Source organism: Streptomyces sp. NPDC089799 (assembly GCF_040684755.1).
GTDB lineage: Bacteria > Actinomycetota > Actinomycetes > Streptomycetales > Streptomycetaceae > Streptomyces.
Window position 1 is genome coordinate 24,078 of sequence record NZ_JBFBGR010000046.1, and the last position, 19,477, is coordinate 43,554.

General features: G+C 74.7%; 19 protein-coding genes and 1 tRNA gene. 7 read left to right on the forward strand and 13 right to left on the reverse strand.

Going from position 1 to position 19,477, the window contains the following annotated elements; genetic code table 11:
• Positions 1-89: 89 nt before the first annotated feature.
• The 3 genes from AB0O36_RS33395 (at position 90) to AB0O36_RS33405 (ending at position 3,711) form a co-directional block, all read left to right on the forward strand.
• Positions 90-1,388, forward strand: a complete 1,299-nt coding sequence (locus AB0O36_RS33395) for an NUDIX hydrolase (protein WP_365116848.1) — start codon at positions 90-92, stop codon at positions 1,386-1,388.
• A 98-nt stretch (positions 1,389-1,486) separates the two neighbouring features.
• Positions 1,487-2,617 carry an aminoglycoside phosphotransferase gene (locus AB0O36_RS33400; protein ID WP_365116850.1) on the forward strand — a complete coding sequence of 377 codons (1,131 nt, stop codon included), beginning with the start codon at positions 1,487-1,489 and terminating at the stop codon, positions 2,615-2,617.
• A gap of 380 nt (positions 2,618-2,997) precedes the next feature.
• On the forward strand, positions 2,998-3,711 hold the full coding sequence (locus AB0O36_RS33405) for a LysM peptidoglycan-binding domain-containing protein (RefSeq protein WP_365116852.1): 714 nt from the start codon (positions 2,998-3,000) through the stop codon (positions 3,709-3,711).
• Between the two features lie 117 nt (positions 3,712-3,828).
• Here the strand turns inward: AB0O36_RS33405 and AB0O36_RS33410 are convergent, their stop codons facing one another.
• The 3 genes from AB0O36_RS33410 to AB0O36_RS33420 all read right to left on the reverse strand — a co-directional run bounded on the left by AB0O36_RS33410 (position 3,829) and on the right by AB0O36_RS33420 (position 6,603).
• Entirely contained in the window at positions 3,829-4,377 is a 549-nt protein-coding gene (locus tag AB0O36_RS33410; RefSeq protein ID WP_365116854.1) for a TerD family protein, read from the reverse strand.
• 59 nt (positions 4,378-4,436) lie between these two features.
• Positions 4,437-4,922 (reverse strand): ribonuclease E activity regulator RraA, encoded by a 486-nt coding sequence (gene rraA, locus AB0O36_RS33415; RefSeq protein WP_365116856.1) that lies wholly within the window; start codon positions 4,920-4,922, stop codon positions 4,437-4,439.
• Between the two features lie 109 nt (positions 4,923-5,031).
• Complete coding sequence (locus AB0O36_RS33420; protein WP_365116906.1) at positions 5,032-6,603, reverse strand: peptide-N4-asparagine amidase; 1,572 nt, start codon at positions 6,601-6,603, stop codon at positions 5,032-5,034.
• A gap of 407 nt (positions 6,604-7,010) precedes the next feature.
• Here AB0O36_RS33420 and AB0O36_RS33425 point away from each other — a divergent pair, with 407 nt between their 5' ends.
• The gene (locus AB0O36_RS33425) at positions 7,011-7,310 is read left to right on the forward strand and encodes a hypothetical protein (RefSeq protein ID WP_365116857.1); all 300 of its coding nucleotides are present in this window, start codon (positions 7,011-7,013) and stop codon (positions 7,308-7,310) included.
• A gap of 104 nt (positions 7,311-7,414) precedes the next feature.
• On the opposite strand, the gene AB0O36_RS33430 is transcribed toward AB0O36_RS33425, so the two are convergent.
• From AB0O36_RS33430 to AB0O36_RS33440, 3 genes are all read right to left on the reverse strand, one after another.
• Positions 7,415-9,151, reverse strand: a complete 1,737-nt coding sequence (locus AB0O36_RS33430) for an ankyrin repeat domain-containing protein (protein WP_365116859.1) — start codon at positions 9,149-9,151, stop codon at positions 7,415-7,417.
• A 30-nt stretch (positions 9,152-9,181) separates the two neighbouring features.
• Positions 9,182-9,254, reverse strand: a tRNA-Arg gene (locus AB0O36_RS33435).
• A gap of 101 nt (positions 9,255-9,355) precedes the next feature.
• Positions 9,356-10,516 (reverse strand): hypothetical protein, encoded by a 1,161-nt coding sequence (locus AB0O36_RS33440; protein WP_365116861.1) that lies wholly within the window; start codon positions 10,514-10,516, stop codon positions 9,356-9,358.
• A 151-nt stretch (positions 10,517-10,667) separates the two neighbouring features.
• On the opposite strand from AB0O36_RS33440, the gene AB0O36_RS33445 reads away from it, so the two are divergent.
• Positions 10,668-11,489, forward strand: a complete 822-nt coding sequence (locus AB0O36_RS33445; RefSeq protein ID WP_365116908.1) for a glutamate ABC transporter substrate-binding protein — start codon at positions 10,668-10,670, stop codon at positions 11,487-11,489.
• A 122-nt stretch (positions 11,490-11,611) separates the two neighbouring features.
• On the opposite strand, the gene AB0O36_RS33450 is transcribed toward AB0O36_RS33445, so the two are convergent.
• Complete coding sequence (locus AB0O36_RS33450) at positions 11,612-13,288, reverse strand: glycoside hydrolase family 20 protein (RefSeq protein WP_365116864.1); 1,677 nt, start codon at positions 13,286-13,288, stop codon at positions 11,612-11,614.
• A 167-nt stretch (positions 13,289-13,455) separates the two neighbouring features.
• The gene (locus AB0O36_RS33455; protein WP_365116866.1) at positions 13,456-14,745 is read right to left on the reverse strand and encodes an MFS transporter; all 1,290 of its coding nucleotides are present in this window, start codon (positions 14,743-14,745) and stop codon (positions 13,456-13,458) included.
• Positions 14,746-14,886: 141 nt separating this feature from the next.
• On the opposite strand from AB0O36_RS33455, the gene AB0O36_RS33460 reads away from it, so the two are divergent.
• Entirely contained in the window at positions 14,887-15,375 is a 489-nt protein-coding gene (locus AB0O36_RS33460; RefSeq protein WP_365116869.1) for a MarR family transcriptional regulator, read from the forward strand.
• Positions 15,376-15,570: 195 nt separating this feature from the next.
• On the forward strand, positions 15,571-16,242 hold the full coding sequence (locus tag AB0O36_RS33465) for an MSMEG_1061 family FMN-dependent PPOX-type flavoprotein (protein ID WP_365116872.1): 672 nt from the start codon (positions 15,571-15,573) through the stop codon (positions 16,240-16,242).
• An 84-nt stretch (positions 16,243-16,326) separates the two neighbouring features.
• Here the strand turns inward: AB0O36_RS33465 and AB0O36_RS33470 are convergent, their stop codons facing one another.
• From AB0O36_RS33470 to AB0O36_RS33490, 5 genes are all read right to left on the reverse strand, one after another.
• Positions 16,327-16,893: a hypothetical protein gene (locus tag AB0O36_RS33470; RefSeq protein WP_365116875.1), complete on the reverse strand. Its 567-nt coding sequence runs from the start codon at positions 16,891-16,893 to the stop codon at positions 16,327-16,329.
• Positions 16,890-17,627 carry a SigE family RNA polymerase sigma factor gene (locus AB0O36_RS33475; protein WP_365116878.1) on the reverse strand — a complete coding sequence of 246 codons (738 nt, stop codon included), beginning with the start codon at positions 17,625-17,627 and terminating at the stop codon, positions 16,890-16,892. Before AB0O36_RS33475 ends, AB0O36_RS33470 begins: the two co-directional genes overlap by 4 nt.
• A gap of 1 nt (position 17,628) precedes the next feature.
• Positions 17,629-18,087, reverse strand: coding sequence for a sortase-dependent protein (locus AB0O36_RS33480; RefSeq protein ID WP_365116881.1), 459 nt, complete (start codon positions 18,085-18,087; stop codon positions 17,629-17,631).
• Between the two features lie 343 nt (positions 18,088-18,430).
• Positions 18,431-18,799 carry a YbjQ family protein gene (locus AB0O36_RS33485; protein ID WP_365116883.1) on the reverse strand — a complete coding sequence of 123 codons (369 nt, stop codon included), beginning with the start codon at positions 18,797-18,799 and terminating at the stop codon, positions 18,431-18,433.
• Positions 18,800-18,853: 54 nt separating this feature from the next.
• Positions 18,854-19,411: a YbaK/EbsC family protein gene (locus AB0O36_RS33490; protein WP_365116885.1), complete on the reverse strand. Its 558-nt coding sequence runs from the start codon at positions 19,409-19,411 to the stop codon at positions 18,854-18,856.
• Between the last annotated feature and the right edge of the window lie 66 nt (positions 19,412-19,477).

Genomic DNA, 19,477 nt, shown 5'->3' on the forward strand with positions numbered 1-19,477 from the left:
CCGGCGGTCGAACGGCGGCCGCGAGACCGTGTCAGGACGGGTGGCTCGGGCGTTGGACCTGCGTCACCGCGCATTCCGGAGGAACCACCGTGCCCGTTCCCGTGCCCCCGCCGCCCGCTCCCCGGCCGACGCCCGAGGAGGTCCGGGCGTACTACGCGGCACGGCCGGCCCCGCTGGTCGTCGCGACGGGAGTCGTCCTGGACGGCTCGGGCCGGGTGCTGATGCTGACCCCGGCACACGGGGAGGGGCTGGACCTGCCGGGCGGCACGGTGGCGGACACGGAGATGCCCGAGGAGGGGCTGGCGCGGGAGCTGAAGGAGGAGCTGGGACTGGACGTGCCGGTGGGCCGGCTGCTCGCCGTGGACGCGCGGTCCCCCGGGGAGCCGGGGCGCTCGCTGGTGGCGCACGTCCACCTGGTCGGGCCGCTGGACGACGAGCAGGCCACCGGGCTGTCCTTCGCCGGCGGAGAGGCGGCGGAAGCGCACTGGCACACGCCGGAGGAGGCGGTACGACTGCTGCCCGAGCGGGTCGCCCCGCGGTTGCGGGCCGCGCTGGCCGCGCTGTACGCGGGGTCGATCGCGCACCTGGTCAACGGGGTGCCGCAGCCCGGTTCCCCGGCCGCGCTGGATCCGGCGCGGCGGGCGGAACTGGAGCACGCGCACGCGCTGGACGCGGCCAGCCACCGGGCCAGCCGGCCCAAGGCGTTCACCGCGGCGCACATGCTGTTCACCGACGGCGAGGGCCGGGTGCTGCTGGTCCAGCCGGCGTACCGGCAGGACGGGCGGTGGAACCTGCCGGGCGGCGGGGTGGACAGCGACCTCGGCGAGAGCCCGCGGGACGGCGCCCGGCGGGAGGTGCTGGAGGAGCTCGGCCTGGAGGTGGCACCGGGCCGGCTGCTGGCGGTGAACTGGACGAGCCACGCCCCCTACCCGGCCCGGGTGTCGTTCACCTTCGACGGCGGGCTGCTGACCGGAACCGACCTGGGCCGCATCCGGCTGCCTCCGGCCGAGCTGCGGGAATGGCGGCTGGCGGGGCAGGAGGAGCTGGCGGGCCTGGTGAAGCCGAAGCTGCGGCGGCGCATCGAGGCGTGCCTGGGCGCGCTGCGCGAGGGGACGGGCCCCCTGGAGCTGCACGCCGGCCGGCCGTGGGCCGGGCCGGGGGGCACCACCCGTTCCGGGGGCAGGCCCGGCGGGAAGGCCCGTGGTGGGGACGGAGGGGGGGCCGCACCCGCGCCACTCCCCGGGTCGCCTGCCGACCCCGTCCCCGGGGCGGGCGGCGGGCCGGGTGCCGGGCCGGGCGCCCGGCCGGTCCCCGGGCCGGATGCCGGGCCGGTCCCCGGGGCTGGTGCCGGTGGCGAGGCCCATCCGGGGGAGGCGTGGTCCTCGTGAGTGCGGACGCGACTCGCGCGCACGGGCCCCACGGCCCGCTGCCCCGGCCCGTGCCCCTGGCGCCGCCTCCGGCGCTGCCGGTGCCGGTACCGCCGCCGGTGCCTCCGACAGCGCCGCTGCTGCTGCCGCTGCTCAGGGAGGCGTACGGGCTGGTGCCGCGCGCGGTGGAGCCCGGTCCCGCGGGCACCGCCACCTCCGACCACATCGCCACCGATCGGGACGGGCGGCGCTGGTTCGTGAAGTGCTACGCGCCCGGCACGGATCTGGATGCCGAGCAACGGGCCCTGGAACTGGGCCGGCTCGCACGGCGGGCGGGCGTGCCGGTGCCCGAGGTACGGCCGGCGGCCGACGGGCGCCTGATCGCCACCGCCCCCGGCGGCGGCCTCCCCTCCCCCACGCCCGTCCCCGCCCCCTCCCCCGCCGCCGCCCCCTCCCCCTCCCCCGCCGCCGCCCCCGCGCCGGCCGCCGTCGCCGTCTCCGTCTCCCCCTACGTCGAGAACGCCGAGACCGCGGCCGGCCGGCTCCACGGCGGACGCTGGGAGGCGGTCGGCAGGACCCTCGCCCGGCTGCACACCGCGCTCGCCGGCCATCCGGGCGGCGCGCCGCACACGGCACCGACCTCCGTCCTCTTCGACCCGGAGCAACGGTGGAACCGCCTGCGCCGGCTGGTCGCCGCCTACGAGGAACGGCCGCGCGAGGGCTTCGAGGCATGGGCCCTGGCGGTGGCCCGGGAACGCCTCGCGCAGCTGCCCCGCATCGGGGAACTGGCCGCCGGACTACCGGACCGGGTCACCGTCCAGACGGTGCACGGCGACCTCGCCTCGCCCAATCTGCTCATGCGCGCCGACCGGGTCGCCGCCGTCCTCGACTTCCGCCCTCCGGCACCCCGCGCCGTGCTCTGGGAGATCGCCCGCATCGGCTGCGACCCGCGCACCGTGGTGCTGCGGGAGGACTGGCCGACCGGGCTGGCCCGGCTGCTCGCCGCCTACCGGGCGGCCCGGCCGTGGTTCCCGCCGGCCGAGCTGGCCGCCGTACCGCGCGCGGCCCTGTGCGTACTGGCCGGGGCGGTGCATCCGCTGACGGAGCCGCTGGAGCGGCCGGAGTCGGTGGACCGCTCCGTGCGCGCCTACGCGCTGGACCGGGACCGGGCGGCCGCGATCCTGCTGGAGCGACTGCCGGAGGCGGAACGGGCCGTCCGGGAAGCGCTGTTCTCCCGTCGGTCCGGCTGAACTCGCCTTGTCGTACGTGCCGGCCCGGGGCCAACGTCCCTTCGACGCCCACGACAAGACGAGTTCGATCCGAGCAGTCCGGTCAATTGCGGGCCGGCGTATGGGAATTACCGAACAGCGCATTTGCCGCCGAATACCACCCCGGGCGCGACTGCGGTGATCCCCCGCAGATTTGGACGATCAATTCGGTGCGGCCGTACGCGATCAATTGGGATGAATTCACATGTCCGTTTTGCCCTCTGCGGGCCATTAATAACGTATGGGAATTGATCAGTGAGACCGGTCATATCGGGGAATTGAAACCTTGTTCCGGCAGGTCAGACTCGTTTAGATTTTCCGCAATCCCGATGGGTTCCCCCAAATGCCAGAGGAATTGCGCCATGCCCGGAAAAGGTAAGCACCGCCGCCCCAAGAACAACCGGCTCACCCGCGGATTCGCCTTCGCCGGAACCGGTGGCGCCGCCCTGGCACTGCCACTGATCGGCGCGACCGGCGCCCAGGCCGCCCCCGCCACGGCCGCGACGGCAGCCACGGCCACGGCGAAGGCGGCAGCCGCCTCCGTGCATTCGGTGGCACCCGGAGAGACCCTGTCGAAGATCGCCGAGAAGTACTCCCTCAAGGGCGGCTGGAAGAAGCTGTACGAGGACAACAAGGCGGCGATCGGCGCCAACCCGTCACTGATCCGCCCGGGCACCAAGCTGACGCTGAACGGCGACGGCCGGGCCGCGGCCCCGGCCGCCCGCGCCGACCGCTCGACGCGCACCACGCTCTACACGAACAACCTCGACGGCTGGATCAAGCAGTCCCTGGCCATCATGAAGGAAAAGGGCATTCCGGGCACTTATCAGGGGCTGCACAAGAACATCATGCGGGAGTCCAGCGGCAACCCGCTGGCGATCAACAACTGGGACATCAACGCCCAGAACGGCATCCCCAGCAAGGGTCTGCTCCAGGTGATCGACCCGACGTTCCGCGCCTACCACGTCGCGGGCACGGCCCTGGACCCGTACGACCCGGTCGCGAACATCACGGCCGCCGCCAACTACGCTGCCGCCCGCTACGGCTCGATCGACAACGTCAACGGCCCGTACTGAGCCGAAGAGCCGAACGGTCGAAGGGCCGAACGGTCGAAGGGCCGATGCCCGGCACGACCCCGGCCCGGCCCGGCCCCGGCCCGGCCCCGACGGGAGCCGGGGACGGGGCCGCGGTCGTCAGACCGCGCCCAGGAGCCGGGCGAACTCCTCCGGGCCGGCCGTGAACCCGTGGACGGCCGGCCGGAGCGACCAGCCCCCGCCGGTCCCGCGCACGAACTCGGCGACGGTCGCCGCCGAGGCCCCCGCGACGGCCGAGAAGTCGTCCTCGACCAGGTCGGTCCAGCCCTCCCGGATCCGCACCACGGTGCCCGGGACGTCGCCGAAGGTGCGGGCCGCTCCCGTGTCCTGGAGGACCACACCGACCACGACCCGGCGCAGCCGCTCCGACATCCGGTCCAGTTCGAGGGTCATCACCTCGTCGAAGCCGAAGCCCTGGCCGGTACGGCTGTCCCGGTTCAGGGTGATGGTGCCGTCGGGGGAACGCTTGCCGAAGTGCACCAGGTAGGCGGGGGCGGAGCCCACGGCTCCCGCGGTGGCGCCCGGCCGGTCGTCGGCCTCGTACACCGCCGCGACAATGTCGAGGTCGTGCGGCGGGGCTCCGGCGGGACTCGGGTCCCACTTCAGCGCCACCTCGACCTTGGCCAGTCCCTTGCGCAGTGCGCTCATCGAACTTCCCCTCCTAGACCGGGCGTTCCACCCTACCCCCGGGGCCCGGGCCGCCTCCGCTACCCCTTGGCCGGAAGTACCACCACGCCGTCGTCGTCGGCGTAGACGGTGTCCCCCGGGTGGATGGTGATCCCGCCGAAGGACACCGGCCCGTCCACCGTGCCGGCCCCGGTCTTGCCGCTCTTGCGCGGCACCGTGCCCAGCGCCTTGACGCCCAGGTCCAGCCCGCCGAGCGCCACGCTGTCGCGGACCGCGCCGTGGATGATCAGACCGGCCCAGCCGTTGGCCTCGGCCGCGCCCGCGATGAGGTCCCCGACGAGCGCCGTGCGCAGTGATCCGCCGCCGTCCACCACCAGGACGGCGCCCTCGCCGGGCGTGTGCAGCAGCTCGCGCAGCAGCGCGTTGTCCTCGTGGCAGGTGACCGTCCGGGCCGGCCCGGCGAACACGCGGCGGCCGCCGATCTGCCGGAACTGCAGCTCGCAGACCGCCAGCCGCTCGCCGTACTCGTCGTAGGCGTCGGCAGTCGGGACGGGGGTGATGGACATGCGGCGGATCTCCGTTCATCGGGTCCTGAAGGGCTGTGGGGACCGGGCGGCGACGGCGGCGCCCGGACCGGTCACAGCCGGTCGGCCCCATGGTTCCACGGTGGCCCCTTCAGCAGCGCAGCCGGTCCTCGGTGACGGTGCCCTGTGCCGTGGACACCGTCCGGTCGTGACAGCCGCCGGTCCCGTACAGCCGGTACCGCTCGGTGGTGGTGCCGACCGCGTGCCGCTGGTCGCGCGGTACGCCGGTGGTGTACGTGGCGTCACCCGAGTAGCGGTGGTCGAGCCGGGTCCGGGAGGTCTCGCGGCCTCCGTCGAGGGCGCGGACGTCCGCCCGGTCCCCGAGGGTCAGCACCGTGCGCAGCCGGGCGTCGGCGCCCACGGTGGTCTCGCCGTCCATGGTGTAGGTGCGCAGGGTGCGGGTGGTGTTCCGGCCGGCGGTGACGGTCTCGTGGTCGGTCCAGGCCGCCTCCAGCGCGTCCCGTGCCTCGCCGTCCGTCCAGCGGTGGACGGAGCGGTGGGAGAGGGTCCGGGTGACCGTGGTGGTGATCCGGCCGTGGGAGGTGTCCAGGTATCCGGCGACGGTCAGGGAGTGGCCGGCCGTGGTGTCGAGCCGGTGCTCCGGAGCGGGGCCCGTACCCGGGGTGTGCACGGAGGAGTTGGCCGGATCCGTCGCCCCGTACCGGGTCAGCGCCCCGGGTACGACGGTCCGCGCCTCGTCCTGCCAGAGCAGGATGTTGACGGGGGTGCTCCAGCCGGCCTGCCCCGCGGGTACGCCGGCCACGGAGACCTCGACGCGATGCGGCCGGCCGTCGTTGAGGAGACCGGCGAACGGGGTCAGGTCGTAGGTGACGGGCTGTACGTCCAGGGCGCGGGGGCCGGGGGTGACGTACCAGAGGAAGGGGTTCGACCAGCCGCCGGTCCAGACGGTGGGGAAGGGGGCCGCGATGCCGGCGAGGCGGCCGTCCACGGCGATGCGGACCTCGCGGTTCGGGCCGTCGGCCGCCTTGCAGGAGTACGGGGCGGGGTCCGGCACGGTCATGTACCAGTACTCCTCGCAGCCGCCGCCGGAGCCGGTGGCGTACACCTCCGCGAGGAGGCGTTCGGTGTTGCGCGGGGTGGTGAGGGTGGTGCCGGTGAGCGGGAGCACCCGGTCGGGAGTGCCGGCGGGGGCGGCCGGCGGGGTGCGGCCGTCGGCGGCGTAGAAGGTCAGGGTGACCTTGACGTCGATGATCCCGGTGTAGGTGGCGTCGACGACGTTCCCGATGAGCATCTCCACCGGCTGCGGGCGGGCGAGGGTGTCGCGGTAGCGGGTGACGTCCTTCTCGACGGACCAGGTGATGCCGTCGGGCGAGGGCTGGGGGGTGGAGGTGCGGAGGATCTCGACCCCGCCGAGGGTGAGGTTGCCCAGCCGGTCGTACTGGCGGCCCTTCACCTTGCCGTCGAGGCGCAGCACCACCGCGGCCCAGTCGCCGGGGCGGCCGCACCCGGCGGGCGGGGCGTAGCCGCCGCGGTACGGGGTGAAGTCGCGGAACTGCGCCTCGGCCAGGGTGAGCGTGCAGGACCGGGTCGCCGGGCGGTGCACCGGCGGGGCTGCGGTGAGCGGGTCGTGCCAGTCGCTGCCGAACTCGGGCGGCGGGGCCGGGCTGTCCACACGCGGGCTGTCCACCCGCAGGTGGTCCACACGCGGGCTGTCGGCCCGTGAGCGGCGGGCCTCCGGGGCCCGGGTGGGGTACGCCGGTGCGACGGCCTGCGGCTCCGGCGCGGCGGGGGCCGCAGCGGAGGCCGCGGGAGCCCCCGCGAGTGCGCCTGCGGCGAGGAGGAGCCCGCCGAGCGCACCCCTGATCTTCTCTCGTGTCATGGGCATGCAGTGAAGCGCGGGCGCGCCCGGACCGGCCAGTGGCGTGCGGCCGTCGTGGCCGGATCCCGATGTCCGGACACCGGGGCGGGCCACCGGCACCCCGCGGTCTCCCCCGTGTCAAGCCACGACGTCCCGGGGCATGACGTACGGCCCGCCCGCCGGTTCTCCTGGACACCCGGTCGAAGCGGTGGCGCCGGAACGGCGTACCCCTGGCAGGACAGGAGATCCCCATGCAGGCCATCGGCATCGTCCTGGCGATCCTCATCGCCGCGCTCACCAGCATCGTGGTCATGCGGCACGTCATGGCCGCGAACCCGACACAACGCATACCCCTGGTCCTCTTCAGACCCTCGAACGTTCCGCTCCGGGTGGAGGTGCTCTCCTATCCGGCCTGGGGCCTGAGCGGAGCGCTGCTCGGCTCCCTCCTGCCGCTGTGGACGGCCATGGCCGTCGGCTGCACGGCGGCGTGGATTCCCTGGGACGTGCTGCGGCGGCGCCACAACCGGCGGGTGGCGAACGCACTCCCCTGATCGCTTGGGAAGGGAGAGGGACGAAGGGAGAGGGCGGAACAGAGCACGAGGCGTGCACCGGCGTGGACGCCCGGCCGGGAGGCCGGACCCGGTCCGGCCTCCCGCTACCCCTCCCGGGTGGGGTGGGTGACCAGGCGCTCGTTGGCCCAGTCCCAGGCGCGGGAGCCGATGCCCGGGCACTCGGCCGCGAGGCGGGCGGCGAGGAAGTCCAGGTCGGTGCGCCGGTAACGGGTGATCATCTGGGCCAGGGACATCCCGCTGTCGTCGACCACGTCGATCCGGCAGCCGGCCGCCAGCAGAGCGCGGACCAGGTCCGCCGAACCCCCTCCGTGCACCGCGGCGAGCAGCGGGGTGCGGCCGAGCTTGTCGCGGGCCTCCGGGTCCAGTCCGGCCGCCAGCAGGCGGGGCAGCAGCGGCTCGTGGTCCAGCAGGTGCAGGACGTGGAGGAGGCTGCGGCCGCCGGCGCCGTGGGCCCGCGGGTCGAACCCGGCGTCGAGCAGGGCGAGTACACCGTGCGTGTCGCCGTGTCCGGCCCGGAGGAACAGGTCCTGGCGCTGGGCCTGCAGGGCCCGCGGCAGCCGTCCCCGGTCCGTGGTCCAGGTGCGGCGTACGGCATGGCAGCCGGTCCCGTCCCCGGTCGGCGGCTCGTCCTCGTGCGGGAGGTGCAGCGCACCGTCCCGGTGGCCGATCTCGTGCCACTCCCGGCCGCAGCGGACCCGTACGGGGGCCGGCGGGGGCGGACCGGGCGGGCCTGACGCCGGGCCGGCCGCGGGGAACAGCGCCGCCGCGACCAGCGGATGGAGTTCCCGGGGCGGGACCAGGCCGGCCCGGACCAGCGCGGGGTCGGGCAGGCGGCTCCAGGCGTACCCGGGCAGCATGACCACGCCGTCGGGGAGTCCGTCCGGCGATCCGGTCAGGGTGGTCATCCGCACCTTGTCACCGACGGGTTCCAGCACGGCGTACCGGCCGGTCCACGGGTGGAGGGCGAAACGGTCGGCGACACCGGCCGCGGCCAGCCGGATGACCTCCGGCACCAGCCGGGTCACGTCCGCGGGCAGCCAGGAGAGGAGCCACCCCGGGGTGCAGGCAGGCCCGATGCCGTTCCCGTGGTCGCCGTGGTCGTCGACGCCCGCCGCCGCCCACGCCTCGTCCCGGGCGCCGCCGGACAGCAGGACCGCGCTCCATTCGGCGCGCGCCACCGGGTCGGCGGGGCCGGGGTCCTGTGCGGGCAGCTCCTCCGTGCGCAGCGGCCGCCCGTCCGGTGCGAAGAACGGCAGCCGGTCCCCCGGCCCGCCGGCCGCGGCCGAGGCCCGGAGGCCGGCGGAATGCCGGGCGTCCCACAGGAACCGGGCGGCCGTCCAGTGCTCGGCGGGGACTTCCGCACGCGCGTGTCGCCAGGCGTCCGTGTCCACGGTGCCGAAGCACAGCCGGATCCGCTGGGGTCCCTGCGCCGTGTTCGGGGTCCGCGCGTACAGGTAGGGGCCCGCGGGCGCCGGGCCCGGGCCGCGCGGACCGTACCGGGCCAGGAGCACCACCCGGCCGGGCTCCAGGGTGGAGTGTCCGCGCAGGCGCGGTGCGTGCCAGCGCAGCAGGTCCGGGGCGAGGTGGCGGAGGTCGTCCGCCAGCAGGGCCGCGGTGCCGGTGCCGTGCCGGTGCGCCACGTCCTCCGGGTCGAACAGGACGTCCACGGCGGCGGAGTCGCAGGCGCCGCGCCAGTCGCCGGCCAGCCGGCGGGCGGTGGCCTCCTCGATCATCCGGCGCGGGACGGCGTACCGGCGGACGGTCTGCAGGGCGACGGCGTCCTGGCGGGACGGGCCGCCGACCGGGACTCGTTCGCTCATCGGGCCGCTCCTGGCGCTGCGGGTCGGGTGCAGGGCCGACCGGATTCGAACCGGCGTCCTCCAGCTCGCAGCGTTGGCGCGACGACCTCTGCGCTACGACCCTGCGGGCGTGATCCTAACGAGCACGCCCGCAGGGCCGTACGGCGGCCCGGTGCCGGCCCCGGCACCACCACTGCCGAGGCCGGTGCCGGCCGCCCGGTCACCTCACCAGTTGCCGTCGGCCACCGGCTTGCCCGGGGCGTCGCCCAGCGGGTGGACCTGGCCGGGGACCGGGGGCACCCACGGGGTGTGGTCGTCGCCGAGCCAGTTGCCCACCGGCTTGACGCCGCCGAGGGTGTCGGTCGGGGCGAGGTCCGTGGCGTCCTCGTCGTAGTAGTCGAACCAGGGCAGTCCCGCCTTGGTGTACGCGGCCCGGTCGACCGGCGACGGCGGGGCGGGCTCGCCGGTGATCCGCTCCCACTCGGGCGGGGTCACCAGGTGGACGAACACCCGGCCCGCCGGGTCCTTCGACCAGTCCTTCAGCGGCCGTTCGTCCTGGTAGACCTCCTGCTGCATGGAACCGCCGACGCCCAGTCCCATCGCGGCGGGCGCCGGTGCGGCCGCCGCCCGGGGGGCCGGGGCGCAGCCGGGCGCAGCCATGGCGGCGGGCGCGGGCGGCGCCGCCATCGGCATGGGGGCGCCGTAGCCCCCGGGGGCACCGGGCGGGAGGGGGCCGCCGGGGGCACCCGCCGCGCCGGGCGGGTTGGGCCCGAAGGGCGGGACCGGCGGGGGGAAGGGCGGGGGGAACGGCGGGCCGCCGGCCGTCCGCGCGTCCGCCGCCGCGCGGCGCTGGTCCGCGCGCCACTCCGCGAGCCGGGCGTCGTTCAGCGGGAAGGCCTGGAGCTGTACGCCGCCGGTGGTCTCCTCGCCGGTCACCTGGCCCTCCACCGTCGCGCCCATCCCGAGCGGTACGGCGACGAACTGGCGGACGGTGCCCTTCCCCGAGTTGATGCCGTCGAGCCAGGGCTGCCGGGGCAGCACCACGTAGTTCTGCGGGCGGCGGGCCAGACGGCCGGTCCACCGCTCCCCCGACACCGCGCACACCTTGCCCACGCCGATCTGCAGCGCGGTGGGCTCCCGGCTGCCGCCGAAGGCCATCCACATCGCCTCGCGCAGGTACACGGGCAGGATCACGCCACCGCGCGCCCGCCATTCCTCGGGGACCGGGCCCGGGCAGTCCTCGATCCGGCGCAGCGGAAATTCCCCCAATCCGGGCGGAAGGGGATGTGTTCCCGTCTCGGGGAGCCGCAATGTCCTGATGAATCGGACTTGCGCCCCGTCTCCCAGCAGCAGCGCGTTGCCTTCGATCCGTACGGATCCCGCCATCGTGTCCCCTCCGTTCACGACCCGCCGCGGCCGTAGATCTTTCGGCCACACCGGATCGTTATCCTCAAGTTTTCCTCAGAACTAGTGACGCTGTCTTCATGGCCTTTCTAGCTTCCTCAGAAGCCACGTTCCGTAAGACAGAGAGTCCATGATGAAGGTTCCCAAGGTTGGTGCGGTCGCTGCCGTGACCGCCCTCGTTCTGAGCGCCGCCGGATGCGGCCTGCTGCCGGGCGACGAAGACAAGCCGATGATCCAGATCGGCATCAAGTTCGACCAGCCGGGACTCGGCCTGCGGGAGCCCGGCGACAAGTTCTCCGGATTCGACGTGGACGTGGCCCGGTACGTCGCCAAGGAGCTCGGCTACGCGCCGGACCACATCGAGTTCAAGCAGGTCTACAGCTCCGACCGGGAGCTCATGATCGAGCAGAACGAGGTCGACTTCATCGTCGCCAGTTATTCGATCAACGAGAAGCGCAAGGCCAAGGTGGACTTCGCCGGTCCGTACTTCGTGGCCCACCAGGACCTGCTGGTCCGTTCCACGGAGTCCGGCATCAACAAGGCCGAGGACCTCAACAACAAGAACCTCTGCTCCGTCACGGGCTCCACCTCCGCGGAGAACGTCCGGACCAAGCTGGCCCCGAAGGCGGGCATCACCGAGGTCGGCGGCTACTCGGAGTGCGTGGTCGCGCTCAAGGAGTCCGTCCTGGACGCGATGACCACGGACAACGCGATCCTCGCCGGCTATGCGGCGCAGGACATCAACCAGGGCAAGTTCAAGCTCACCGGGCTGAAGCTGAGCAACGAGCACTACGGCATCGGTCTGAAGAAGGGCAACACCGACCTTCAGACGAAGATCAACGCGGCGCTCCGCAAGATGGTCCAGGACGGGTCCTGGGAGAAGGCCGTCGCGGCCAACTTCGGCTCGGTGAACTTCAAGAACGAGCCGGCCCCGCAGATCACCGAGGGCCGCTGACCCTCCCCCGGATCAGCTCCCCCGGGTCGGCTCCCCCGGGTCGGCTCCCTCGGGTCACCGGGGTCCACCGACCCGCCCGGGCCCCGGTCCGGCGCGGCGCGTCCCGTCAGGCCCTCCCCCTGTCAGGACGCGCCGCCGAGGACCCGGCCGACCCGGGCGGTGAACTCGTTCCAGGTCGGCCGGGGCGTCCGCTCGTCCCACACCTTCTGGGCCAGGGCGGCCAGTGGCATCCGGATGCCCGCGGCCACCTGGGCCTGGGTCTGTGCCGTGGAGCGGTCGGCCCAGACCGCGAGCCGGGCACCGAGTATCTGCGGCTGGTAGCGGGCGGGCACCGGGCTGGTGCCGCGCAGCACCAGCGGGGTCCACTGTTCGTAGATCCTGCGGCCGGTGGGGTAGGTGAACTGGTTCGGTTCCCCGAGCACGTAGTAGAGGTACTCGTCGTTGAGGTTGACCACCTTGCGGCCCTCGGCCAGATAGGCCGTGGGCGGGCGGGCGCCGATCTCCTTGCCGGTCCAGTACTCGGCCTGGATGTCGCGGGCGGGGGCGGTGACCCCGCCGGGGAAGAACCCGTCGTTCCACGCCTTGAGCTGTTTGCCGGACGGGCGGACCACGTCGGCCCGGTCGTTCAGCCAGCCCGTGGCCAGGTCCTGCACCTTCGCGCCGGCGCCGTACCGCTGCCGGGCGGCCGCCGCGAGCTGCGGGAAGGACGCCTCGGGGTTGCGGACGACCAGCGCCTGGTACTCGTCGGCGCCCAGGTGCCAGGCCCCGCCGGGGAACAGCGGGAGGTATTCGCGCAGCAGCTCGTCCACGAGCCGGGCCGACGCCGGGTTCGATATGTCCACGGCGCCCTGGACGGCCTTCCCGTTCACGTTCCGCAGCTGGAGCTGCGGGTGGGCGCGGAGCACGGCTCCGAGGTGCCCGGGCGAGTCGATCTCGGGGACCACGTCGATGTGCAGGCTGCGGGCGAGGGCGACGATCCGCCGCACCTCGGCCTTGGTCAGGTGCGGGGTGGAGACGATCTCGGGATGGCTGGTGGACTCGATCCGGAAGGCCTGGTCGTCGGAGAAGTGCAGGCCGAGCTGGTTGAGCTTGAGGTCGGCCATGGTGCGCAGCCGGTCCTCGATCCACCCGGCGGTGAAGTGCTTGCGGGCGATGTCCAGGTTGAGGCCGCGCTGAGGTTTGGCGGGCCGGTCGCGGACGGTGCCCTCGCCGATCGATCCTGCGGCTTTGACGGCCTGTTTGAGGGTGCGGGTGCCGTAGAAGACCCCTGCCTCGTCGGGGCCGGTGATCTTCACCTGTCCGTCGTGGACGGTGAGGGCGTACGACTCGGGGGTCGTGGCGCCCGGCACCGCGGCGTCGAGGTCGAGGGTCACGTCCCCGCGCCTGGGCGGGGCGGTGCCGCCGAAGGCCAGCCCGAGCTCCGTCGCCGTCAGCTTCGCCTCGTCGGTGAGGCCGGGGCTGTCGGCGGCGACGAGCACCCTGGCTCCGCCGGCGGGCCGCCAGCCGGGGCCGCGGGCCGGCGTGTGTTCCCGTACGGCGGGGACGGTCTGCGGGGCGGTCGACAGCGGGTACGTCGGGGTCGGTGACGGTGGGGGCGCCGTCGCGGTGGGGGCGGCCAGGGTTTCCGGTGCGGTCTGCGAGGCCGGAGGGGCGGTGGCGCGGCCCGGCGCGGCCGGGGATCCGCCGCTGCTGTCGGAGCCGGCGGCCGTACAGCCGGGGAGGGCGAGGAGGAGCACCGCGGCGGCGGTGGCCGTCGCGGTCGGATGGCCCTTGCGGTGCCGTTTCCCGAATTGCCGCATGCTTCGACCGAGCACCCCTCGACGAGCCCTGCACTGGTCCTCGACGAGCCCCGTCACGTTCCGGACGGGCTCCCGGACAGGTGCCCGGGCGGCCGGAGGGCCGCGTCGTCCCCCGTACGTACCAACCTCGCACGGGGGGCGGGACGGCGCGACTCCGGGCGGGCCCGTCAGGCGGTCCCGCGGGGCGCGCCGGCGGACGCGGGGACGGGGCCGGGGGCGACGGCCGGGCCGGTCGTGGCGGCGGCCTGGCCGGCCGTGGCGGCGGACGCCCGGGCCGGGGTTCCGCCGGCGACGATCCTGCCGGGGCGGCCGGCCGTACGGCGCTCCAGGGCGCCGGACAGCACGGCCAGGGCGAGCGCGGCGGCGGCGAGGGCGGCGCCGACCCAGTTCGGGGCCGTCCAGCCCAGCCCGGCGGCGATCACCAGGCCGCCGAGCCAGGCGGCGAGGGCATTGCCCACGTTGAAGGCGGCGATGTTCATCGCGGAGGCCAGGGTGGGCGCCGCGGCGGCCTGGTCGAGCACTCGCTTCTGCAGCGGCGGGACGGTGGCGAAGCCGAGGGCGCCGATCAGGAACAGGGTCAGGGCGGCGGTGAGCCGGCCGTGGGCCGTGAGCGTGAACAGGGAGAGCACCAGGGCGAGCGCGCCGAGGGACCCGTACAGCAGGGGCATCAGGGCGCGGTCGGCGAACCGGCCGCCGATCAGGTTGCCGGCCACCATGCCGAGGCCGAGGAGGACGAGCAGCCAGGTCACGGAGGTGTCGGCGAAGCCGGCCGTCTCGGTCATCATCGGGGCGAGGTAGGTGATGGCGGCGAAGACCCCGCCGAAGCCGAGGACGGTCATCGCCATGGCGAGCAGCACCTGCACGTTGCGGAACGCGGCCAGCTCGTGCCGGACCCGGACGCCCTCGGGCCGGGGCAGGTCGGGGACCAGGCGGGCGATGCCGAGCAGGCCGAGGACGCCGAGCGCGGAGACGGCCAGGAAGGTGATCCGCCAGCCGAGGGTCTGGCCGACGAGGGTGCCCAGGGGGACGCCGACCACGTTGGCGACGGTCAGGCCGGTGAACATGGCGGCGATGGCGCCGGCCTTCTTCTGCGGTGCCACGAGTCCGGCGGCGACCACGGAGCCGATGCCGAAGAAGGCGCCGTGTGCGAGGGAGGCGACCACGCGGCCGGCCAGCATCGCGCCGAGGGTGGGTGCGAGGGCGGAGAGCAGGTTGCCGGCGATGAAGAGGCCCATCAGCAGCATCAGCATGCGTTTGCGGGGGACGCGGGTGCCGAGGACGGTCATCAGCGGGGCACCCAGGACCACGCCGAGGGCGTAGCCGGTGACCAGGAGGCCGGCGGCGGGGATGGAGACCCCGTAGTCGGCGGCGACCTCGGGGAGCAGGCCCATGATGACGAATTCGGTGGTGCCGATGCCGAAGGCGCCGATGGCGAGTGCGAGGAGTGCGAGGGGCATGGAGGGGTCCTTGGCGGGGTGGCGAGGAGCAGGGGGCGCGCACGGATTGCATGCGTTCGCCGTTTGCATGCGTCCACATTAATTGCACACGCGGGATATTTGCAAGCGCGGGCTATTGCGTTGGTGGCCTATTCTGGAGCCATGACCGCAACCGACAGCGCACTGACCGGGCTCTCCCAGGGCTGGTGCGCCCTCTCCCTGCTGCACGGGCGGATCGAGTCGCACATCGAGCGGGCCCTGCAGACCGCTCACGGACTGAGCGTGCGGGAGTACTCCCTGCTGGACGTGCTCAGCCGGCAGCACGACGGACCGGGCGGCCACCTGCAGATGAAGCAGGTCGCCGACGCCGTGGTGCTGAGCCAGAGCGCGACCACCCGGCTGGTGACCCGGCTGGAGGAGCGCGGCCTGCTCGCCCGCTACCTCTGCCCCACCGACCGCCGCGGCATCTACACGAACGTGAGCGGGGCCGGGCTGGACCTCCTGCGGGCCGCCCGCCCGACGAACGCCGCCGCGCTCCGCGAGGCGCTCGACGCGGCCGCGCGGACGCCGGAACTGGCCCCGCTGGTCACCGCCGTCGAACAGTTGGGGGCGGAGGCGGTGGCCCGCCAGGGGATGTCCGGCGACCGCTGAGCACCGGCCGGGCGCCCGGACCGGCGGGCGTCCGGACGCCCGCCGGATGTCCACGGTCACCCGCCGGACGCCCGCCTGATGTCCACCGGTCACCGGCCGGGCGTCTACCGAACGCCCGACAGGCGTCCACCGAACATCCGTCGGGCGTCCGCTGAGCGTTCCCTCAAGATCGGCAATCGGATAGGTTGCCGGTACGTGACCACCAAGCCGCGGCCGGCCGGCCGCACATTCGAGGCCATCGCCGCCGACGCCCTGCGCGACACGGCACAGCTCCGGGAGATCTACGCCCCGCCCGGCGAGGCGGCGCAGCACAAGGCCGTGGACCGGATCCACGACGCCGCCCGCGCCTTCATCGCCCGCTCGTCCCTGGTGTTCATAGCCAGCGCCGGCGCCGACGGGAGCTGCGACGTGACCCCGCGGGGCGGGCCGGCCGGATTCGTCTCCGTACTGGACGAGTGCACGCTCGCCGTCCCCGACGCCACCGGCAACCGACGGCTGGACAGCATGCACAACATCGTGGAGACCGGCCGGGCCGGCCTGATCTTCCTGGTCCCCGGGCGGCCGTCCACGCTGCGGGTGAACGGCCGGGCCTGCGTCACCACCGACCCGCGCCTGCTGGAGCAGCTGACCGCCGTCGGCAAGCCGCCGCGCAGCGCGATCGTGATCGACGCGGAGGACGTCTACCAGCACTGCCCCAAGGCGCTCCTGCGCAGCGACGCCTGGCAGCCCGGGAACTGGCTCCCCGAGGACGCCGTGCCGAGCTCCGCCGAGATCACCCTCTCGCACCTCAACCCGCGCCTGCCCGGTCTGACGCTGGAGCAGGTCCGGCAGGACGAACGGGAATCACTGCTGCACCGCTACGAGTGACACGATCCGGCCCGGCCGGGCCACCGGGCCGCGTGTTCCCGGGCCGGGGCTCCGGCCCGGGAACCCGCGCCGGCCCTGATCGCGTCAGCCGGACGGCACGCTGCTGGGGGTCGCGCTGGGGCCCGTCCCGGGCACGGCACTGGTGGCGCCGCCCGGGCCCCCCGGAGTCGGCGTGACCCGCGTCCCCCGGCCGGGGCTCGGACTGCCGCCCCGGTAGCCGCTCGGGCTCGCACCCGGCGTCGCGGTCGGGGACGTGCTCGGGGGCGGCGCGCTCGGCGGGTCCGAGCGCAGCGGAGTCGGCGTACGCGAAGGGGGCGTGAGCGAGGACGGTGCGGAGGGCTCCGGGACGGGGCTCGACGCGCCCGGCTCCGGGCCGGTCGGCGCGAGGCTGGGCGGGGCGGCCGGCGGGACGGGACGCGGCGCGGGCGGGTCCGGGGCGAAGCCCAGGTAAGCCGCTCCGGCCACGGCGGCGGCGGCGAGTCCGGCCAGCCCGGCTCGGAGCAGCGGGGTCCGGCGCCACCACAGGCTCTGCCGGGCCGTCATCCGCGGGGGCAGCGCCGGACGCAGGTCCCGTACGGTCACCGAATCCGCGCGGGCCTCCAGCGCCTGCCGGAGCCGGCGCTCCACGGGGCGTTCGCCGTCGGCCGTCATATCCGTCCCTCCAGGATCCGTTCCAGCGCGTCCAGGGCGCGGCTGGCGTTCGACTTGACCGCGCCCCGGCTGATGCCCAGGGTCTCGGCGATCTCCGCCTCGCTCAGATCGGCCCAGTAGCGCAGGACCAGCACCTGGCGGCGGCGCGGGGTGAGCTCGCCCAGCGCGGCGAGCACCTCGCGGTGCGCCTCGTCGATGACCACGTGGTCCTCGGCCGAGGGGACGTCGGACGGCGGGGGCGGTGTCCAGGCCCGGACGGTCCGGCGGCGCCTGAGCACCGAACGGGAGGTGTTGACCACCGCCGTCCGCAGGTAGCCGAGCGCGTTGTCGACTTCGGCGATGTGCTCGCCGTGGCGCCGGTAGAGGGCGGTGAAGGCGTCCTGGACGACGTCCTCGGCGGTGGCGAGGTCATCGACCAGGAGCACCGCGAGACGGACCATGGAGAGCCGGTGCGCGTGGTAGAGCCCGGTCACGGTGGGCGGCCGCGGGTCGTCGTACCCGTGCACGTGGCCGTGGCCGTGGGGGTGGACGGGCGCGTACGGGGGTGCACAGGGGTCCGCGTACGGGGGTGCGGGCGGGGCGGCGGGCTCGCGGCCGCCCAGCATCAGCAGCAGCGCTCCGCGCAGGACGGCGCGCACGCCCCGCCGCCCGCCGGGCCGCGCCCGGAGGAATCCGGGCGCGGCGGGGCGGAACGGCAGGGCGTGGTGCAGCACGGGGTTCCTCGGGTCGAGCACGTCAGCGCAGGGAACGCCGCCGGACGAGGAACAGGGTCCCGGCCCCGGCCCCGAGCAGGCCGACGGCACCGGCGCCTATGGCGGCGTTGGTGGCGCCGGATCCCCCAGTATGCGCGAGCTCGGGGTTGCCGGAGGGAGCGGCGGACGGGACCGCGGTGGGGGCCTGGGACGGGACGGCGGACGGATCGGTGCCCGGCGGCATGCTCGGGACCGGAGTCGGCTTGGCGCTGCCCGCGCCGCCGGGGCTGCTCGGGCTCGGGGTGGGCTTGCGGCTCGGCGGCACGCTGGGCACCGCCGACGGCGCGGCGGACGGGGTCGCGCTGGGCGGGGTGCTCGGCACCGCCGTCGGGGCGGGCGAGGGGGTGGCGCTCGGCCCGGAGGCCGCGGACGCCGGCACGGCCACGGCGGCCAGTGCGGTGGCGACGGCGGCGGTGAGGACTGCGCGCTTGAGGTTGTGCACGGTGTTGCTCCCGGGTCGGGGTACAAGGACGCCGGATCGCGCCCTTCACCCCCCACGACGTGCGACCCCCCGGGAGGTTGCCGCCGTTGCCGAAGTTTTTTCACCGGGTTTCCGCCGCGCACCCGGACGTCGGGGACGGGCCCGTCCGGGCAGGTCCCGTACGGTCAGCTCGCGTCGGGGCGGGTCGCGTACGGCCGGCTCCCGTCGGGGCAGGTCCCGTCGGGGCAGCGCTCGTCCGCACAGGGCTCATCCAGGCGGGGCTCATCCGGGCAGGGCTCATCCGGGCAGGCACGCTCCGGCGACCCGGCCTCCCGGATCCGGACCCGTGCGGTGAGTGCCCCGCTCAGGGGTCGGCGACGAGGACCACGGCCGTGCCGTAGGCACAGACCTCGGTGCCCACGTCGGCCGCGTCGGTCACATCGAACCTCATCATCAGCACGGCGTTCGCACCCCTGGCCCGCGCCTGCGCGATGAGCCGCTCCATGGCCTGGTTGCGGGTCTCGACCAGGGTCTTGGTCAGCCCCTTGAGCTCGCCGCCGATCATGGACTTCAGGCCCGCCCCGATCTGGCTGCCGATGTGCCGGGACCGGACGGTGAGCCCGAAGACCTCGCCGATGACCTGCTGGACGCGGTATCCGGGCGCGTCGTTCGTCGTCACGACCAGGACCCCGGACTGCGTCGAGGTCCCGCCGCCGTACTCCTCGATACCCATGGCACCACCTTCCTGCGGCCGCCCGGACCCCGCATCCCGGACGGCGGCGGGCGGTCACCCCAGGGAGAGCCCGGCGACGATCTCGGCACCCGGGAGCTCGGCGAACAGCTTGCCGGGGGCGATCAGCTTGCCGCGCCGGCGGCCGCTGCCCACCAGGACGTACTCCATGTCGGCCACGGCCGGGTCGACCAGCAGCGGCCAGTCGGCCGGCAGCCCGATCGGGGTGATGCCGCCGTACTCCATCCCCGTCCCCTCCACCGCGGTGTCCATCGGCGCGAAGGACACCTTGCGCGCGCCCAGCCGGCGGCGCACCGCGCCGTTGACGTCCGCGCGGGCGCCCGACGGGACCAGGCAGGCGGCCAGGGAGGTCTCGCCGCCGCGCCGGGCGGCGACGATCACGCAGTTCGCCGACGCTTCCAGCAGCTCCTCGCCGTAGTGCGCGACGAAGGCGGCGGTGTCGGCGATGGCGGGGTCGGTGTCGACGTAGACGATCTGCCCGGCGGGAACGGTGCCGTTCCAGGAGCGGACCGCGTCCGCCACCGGAGGGGTCAGCTCGTCCAGGCACTCGGGGGCGGGGCGGGCGTTCTCGAAGGGGCCGATGGGTGCGCGCATGATCGCCATCATGCACCAGTGGTCCACCGGTGGGACCCTGGACTGCGAAAACGCACGCGGGACTGC

Excerpts from the sequence above, each read along its gene's own strand:
- AB0O36_RS33405 (WP_365116852.1), top strand. The coding sequence starts at position 2,998 with ATGCCCGGAAAAGGTAAGCACCGCCGCCCCAAGAACAACCGGCTCACC.
- AB0O36_RS33410 (WP_365116854.1), bottom strand. The coding sequence starts at position 4,377 with ATGAGCGCACTGCGCAAGGGACTGGCCAAGGTCGAGGTGGCGCTGAAG.
- rraA (WP_365116856.1), bottom strand. The coding sequence starts at position 4,922 with ATGTCCATCACCCCCGTCCCGACTGCCGACGCCTACGACGAGTACGGC.
- AB0O36_RS33425 (WP_365116857.1), top strand. The coding sequence starts at position 7,011 with ATGCAGGCCATCGGCATCGTCCTGGCGATCCTCATCGCCGCGCTCACC.
- AB0O36_RS33430 (WP_365116859.1), bottom strand. The coding sequence starts at position 9,151 with ATGAGCGAACGAGTCCCGGTCGGCGGCCCGTCCCGCCAGGACGCCGTC.
- AB0O36_RS33440 (WP_365116861.1), bottom strand. The coding sequence starts at position 10,516 with ATGGCGGGATCCGTACGGATCGAAGGCAACGCGCTGCTGCTGGGAGAC.
- AB0O36_RS33445 (WP_365116908.1), top strand. The coding sequence starts at position 10,668 with ATGAAGGTTCCCAAGGTTGGTGCGGTCGCTGCCGTGACCGCCCTCGTT.
- AB0O36_RS33450 (WP_365116864.1), bottom strand. The coding sequence starts at position 13,288 with ATGCGGCAATTCGGGAAACGGCACCGCAAGGGCCATCCGACCGCGACG.
- AB0O36_RS33455 (WP_365116866.1), bottom strand. The coding sequence starts at position 14,745 with ATGCCCCTCGCACTCCTCGCACTCGCCATCGGCGCCTTCGGCATCGGC.
- AB0O36_RS33460 (WP_365116869.1), top strand. The coding sequence starts at position 14,887 with ATGACCGCAACCGACAGCGCACTGACCGGGCTCTCCCAGGGCTGGTGC.
- AB0O36_RS33470 (WP_365116875.1), bottom strand. The coding sequence starts at position 16,893 with ATGACGGCCGACGGCGAACGCCCCGTGGAGCGCCGGCTCCGGCAGGCG.
- AB0O36_RS33485 (WP_365116883.1), bottom strand. The coding sequence starts at position 18,799 with ATGGGTATCGAGGAGTACGGCGGCGGGACCTCGACGCAGTCCGGGGTC.
- AB0O36_RS33490 (WP_365116885.1), bottom strand. The coding sequence starts at position 19,411 with ATGCGCGCACCCATCGGCCCCTTCGAGAACGCCCGCCCCGCCCCCGAG.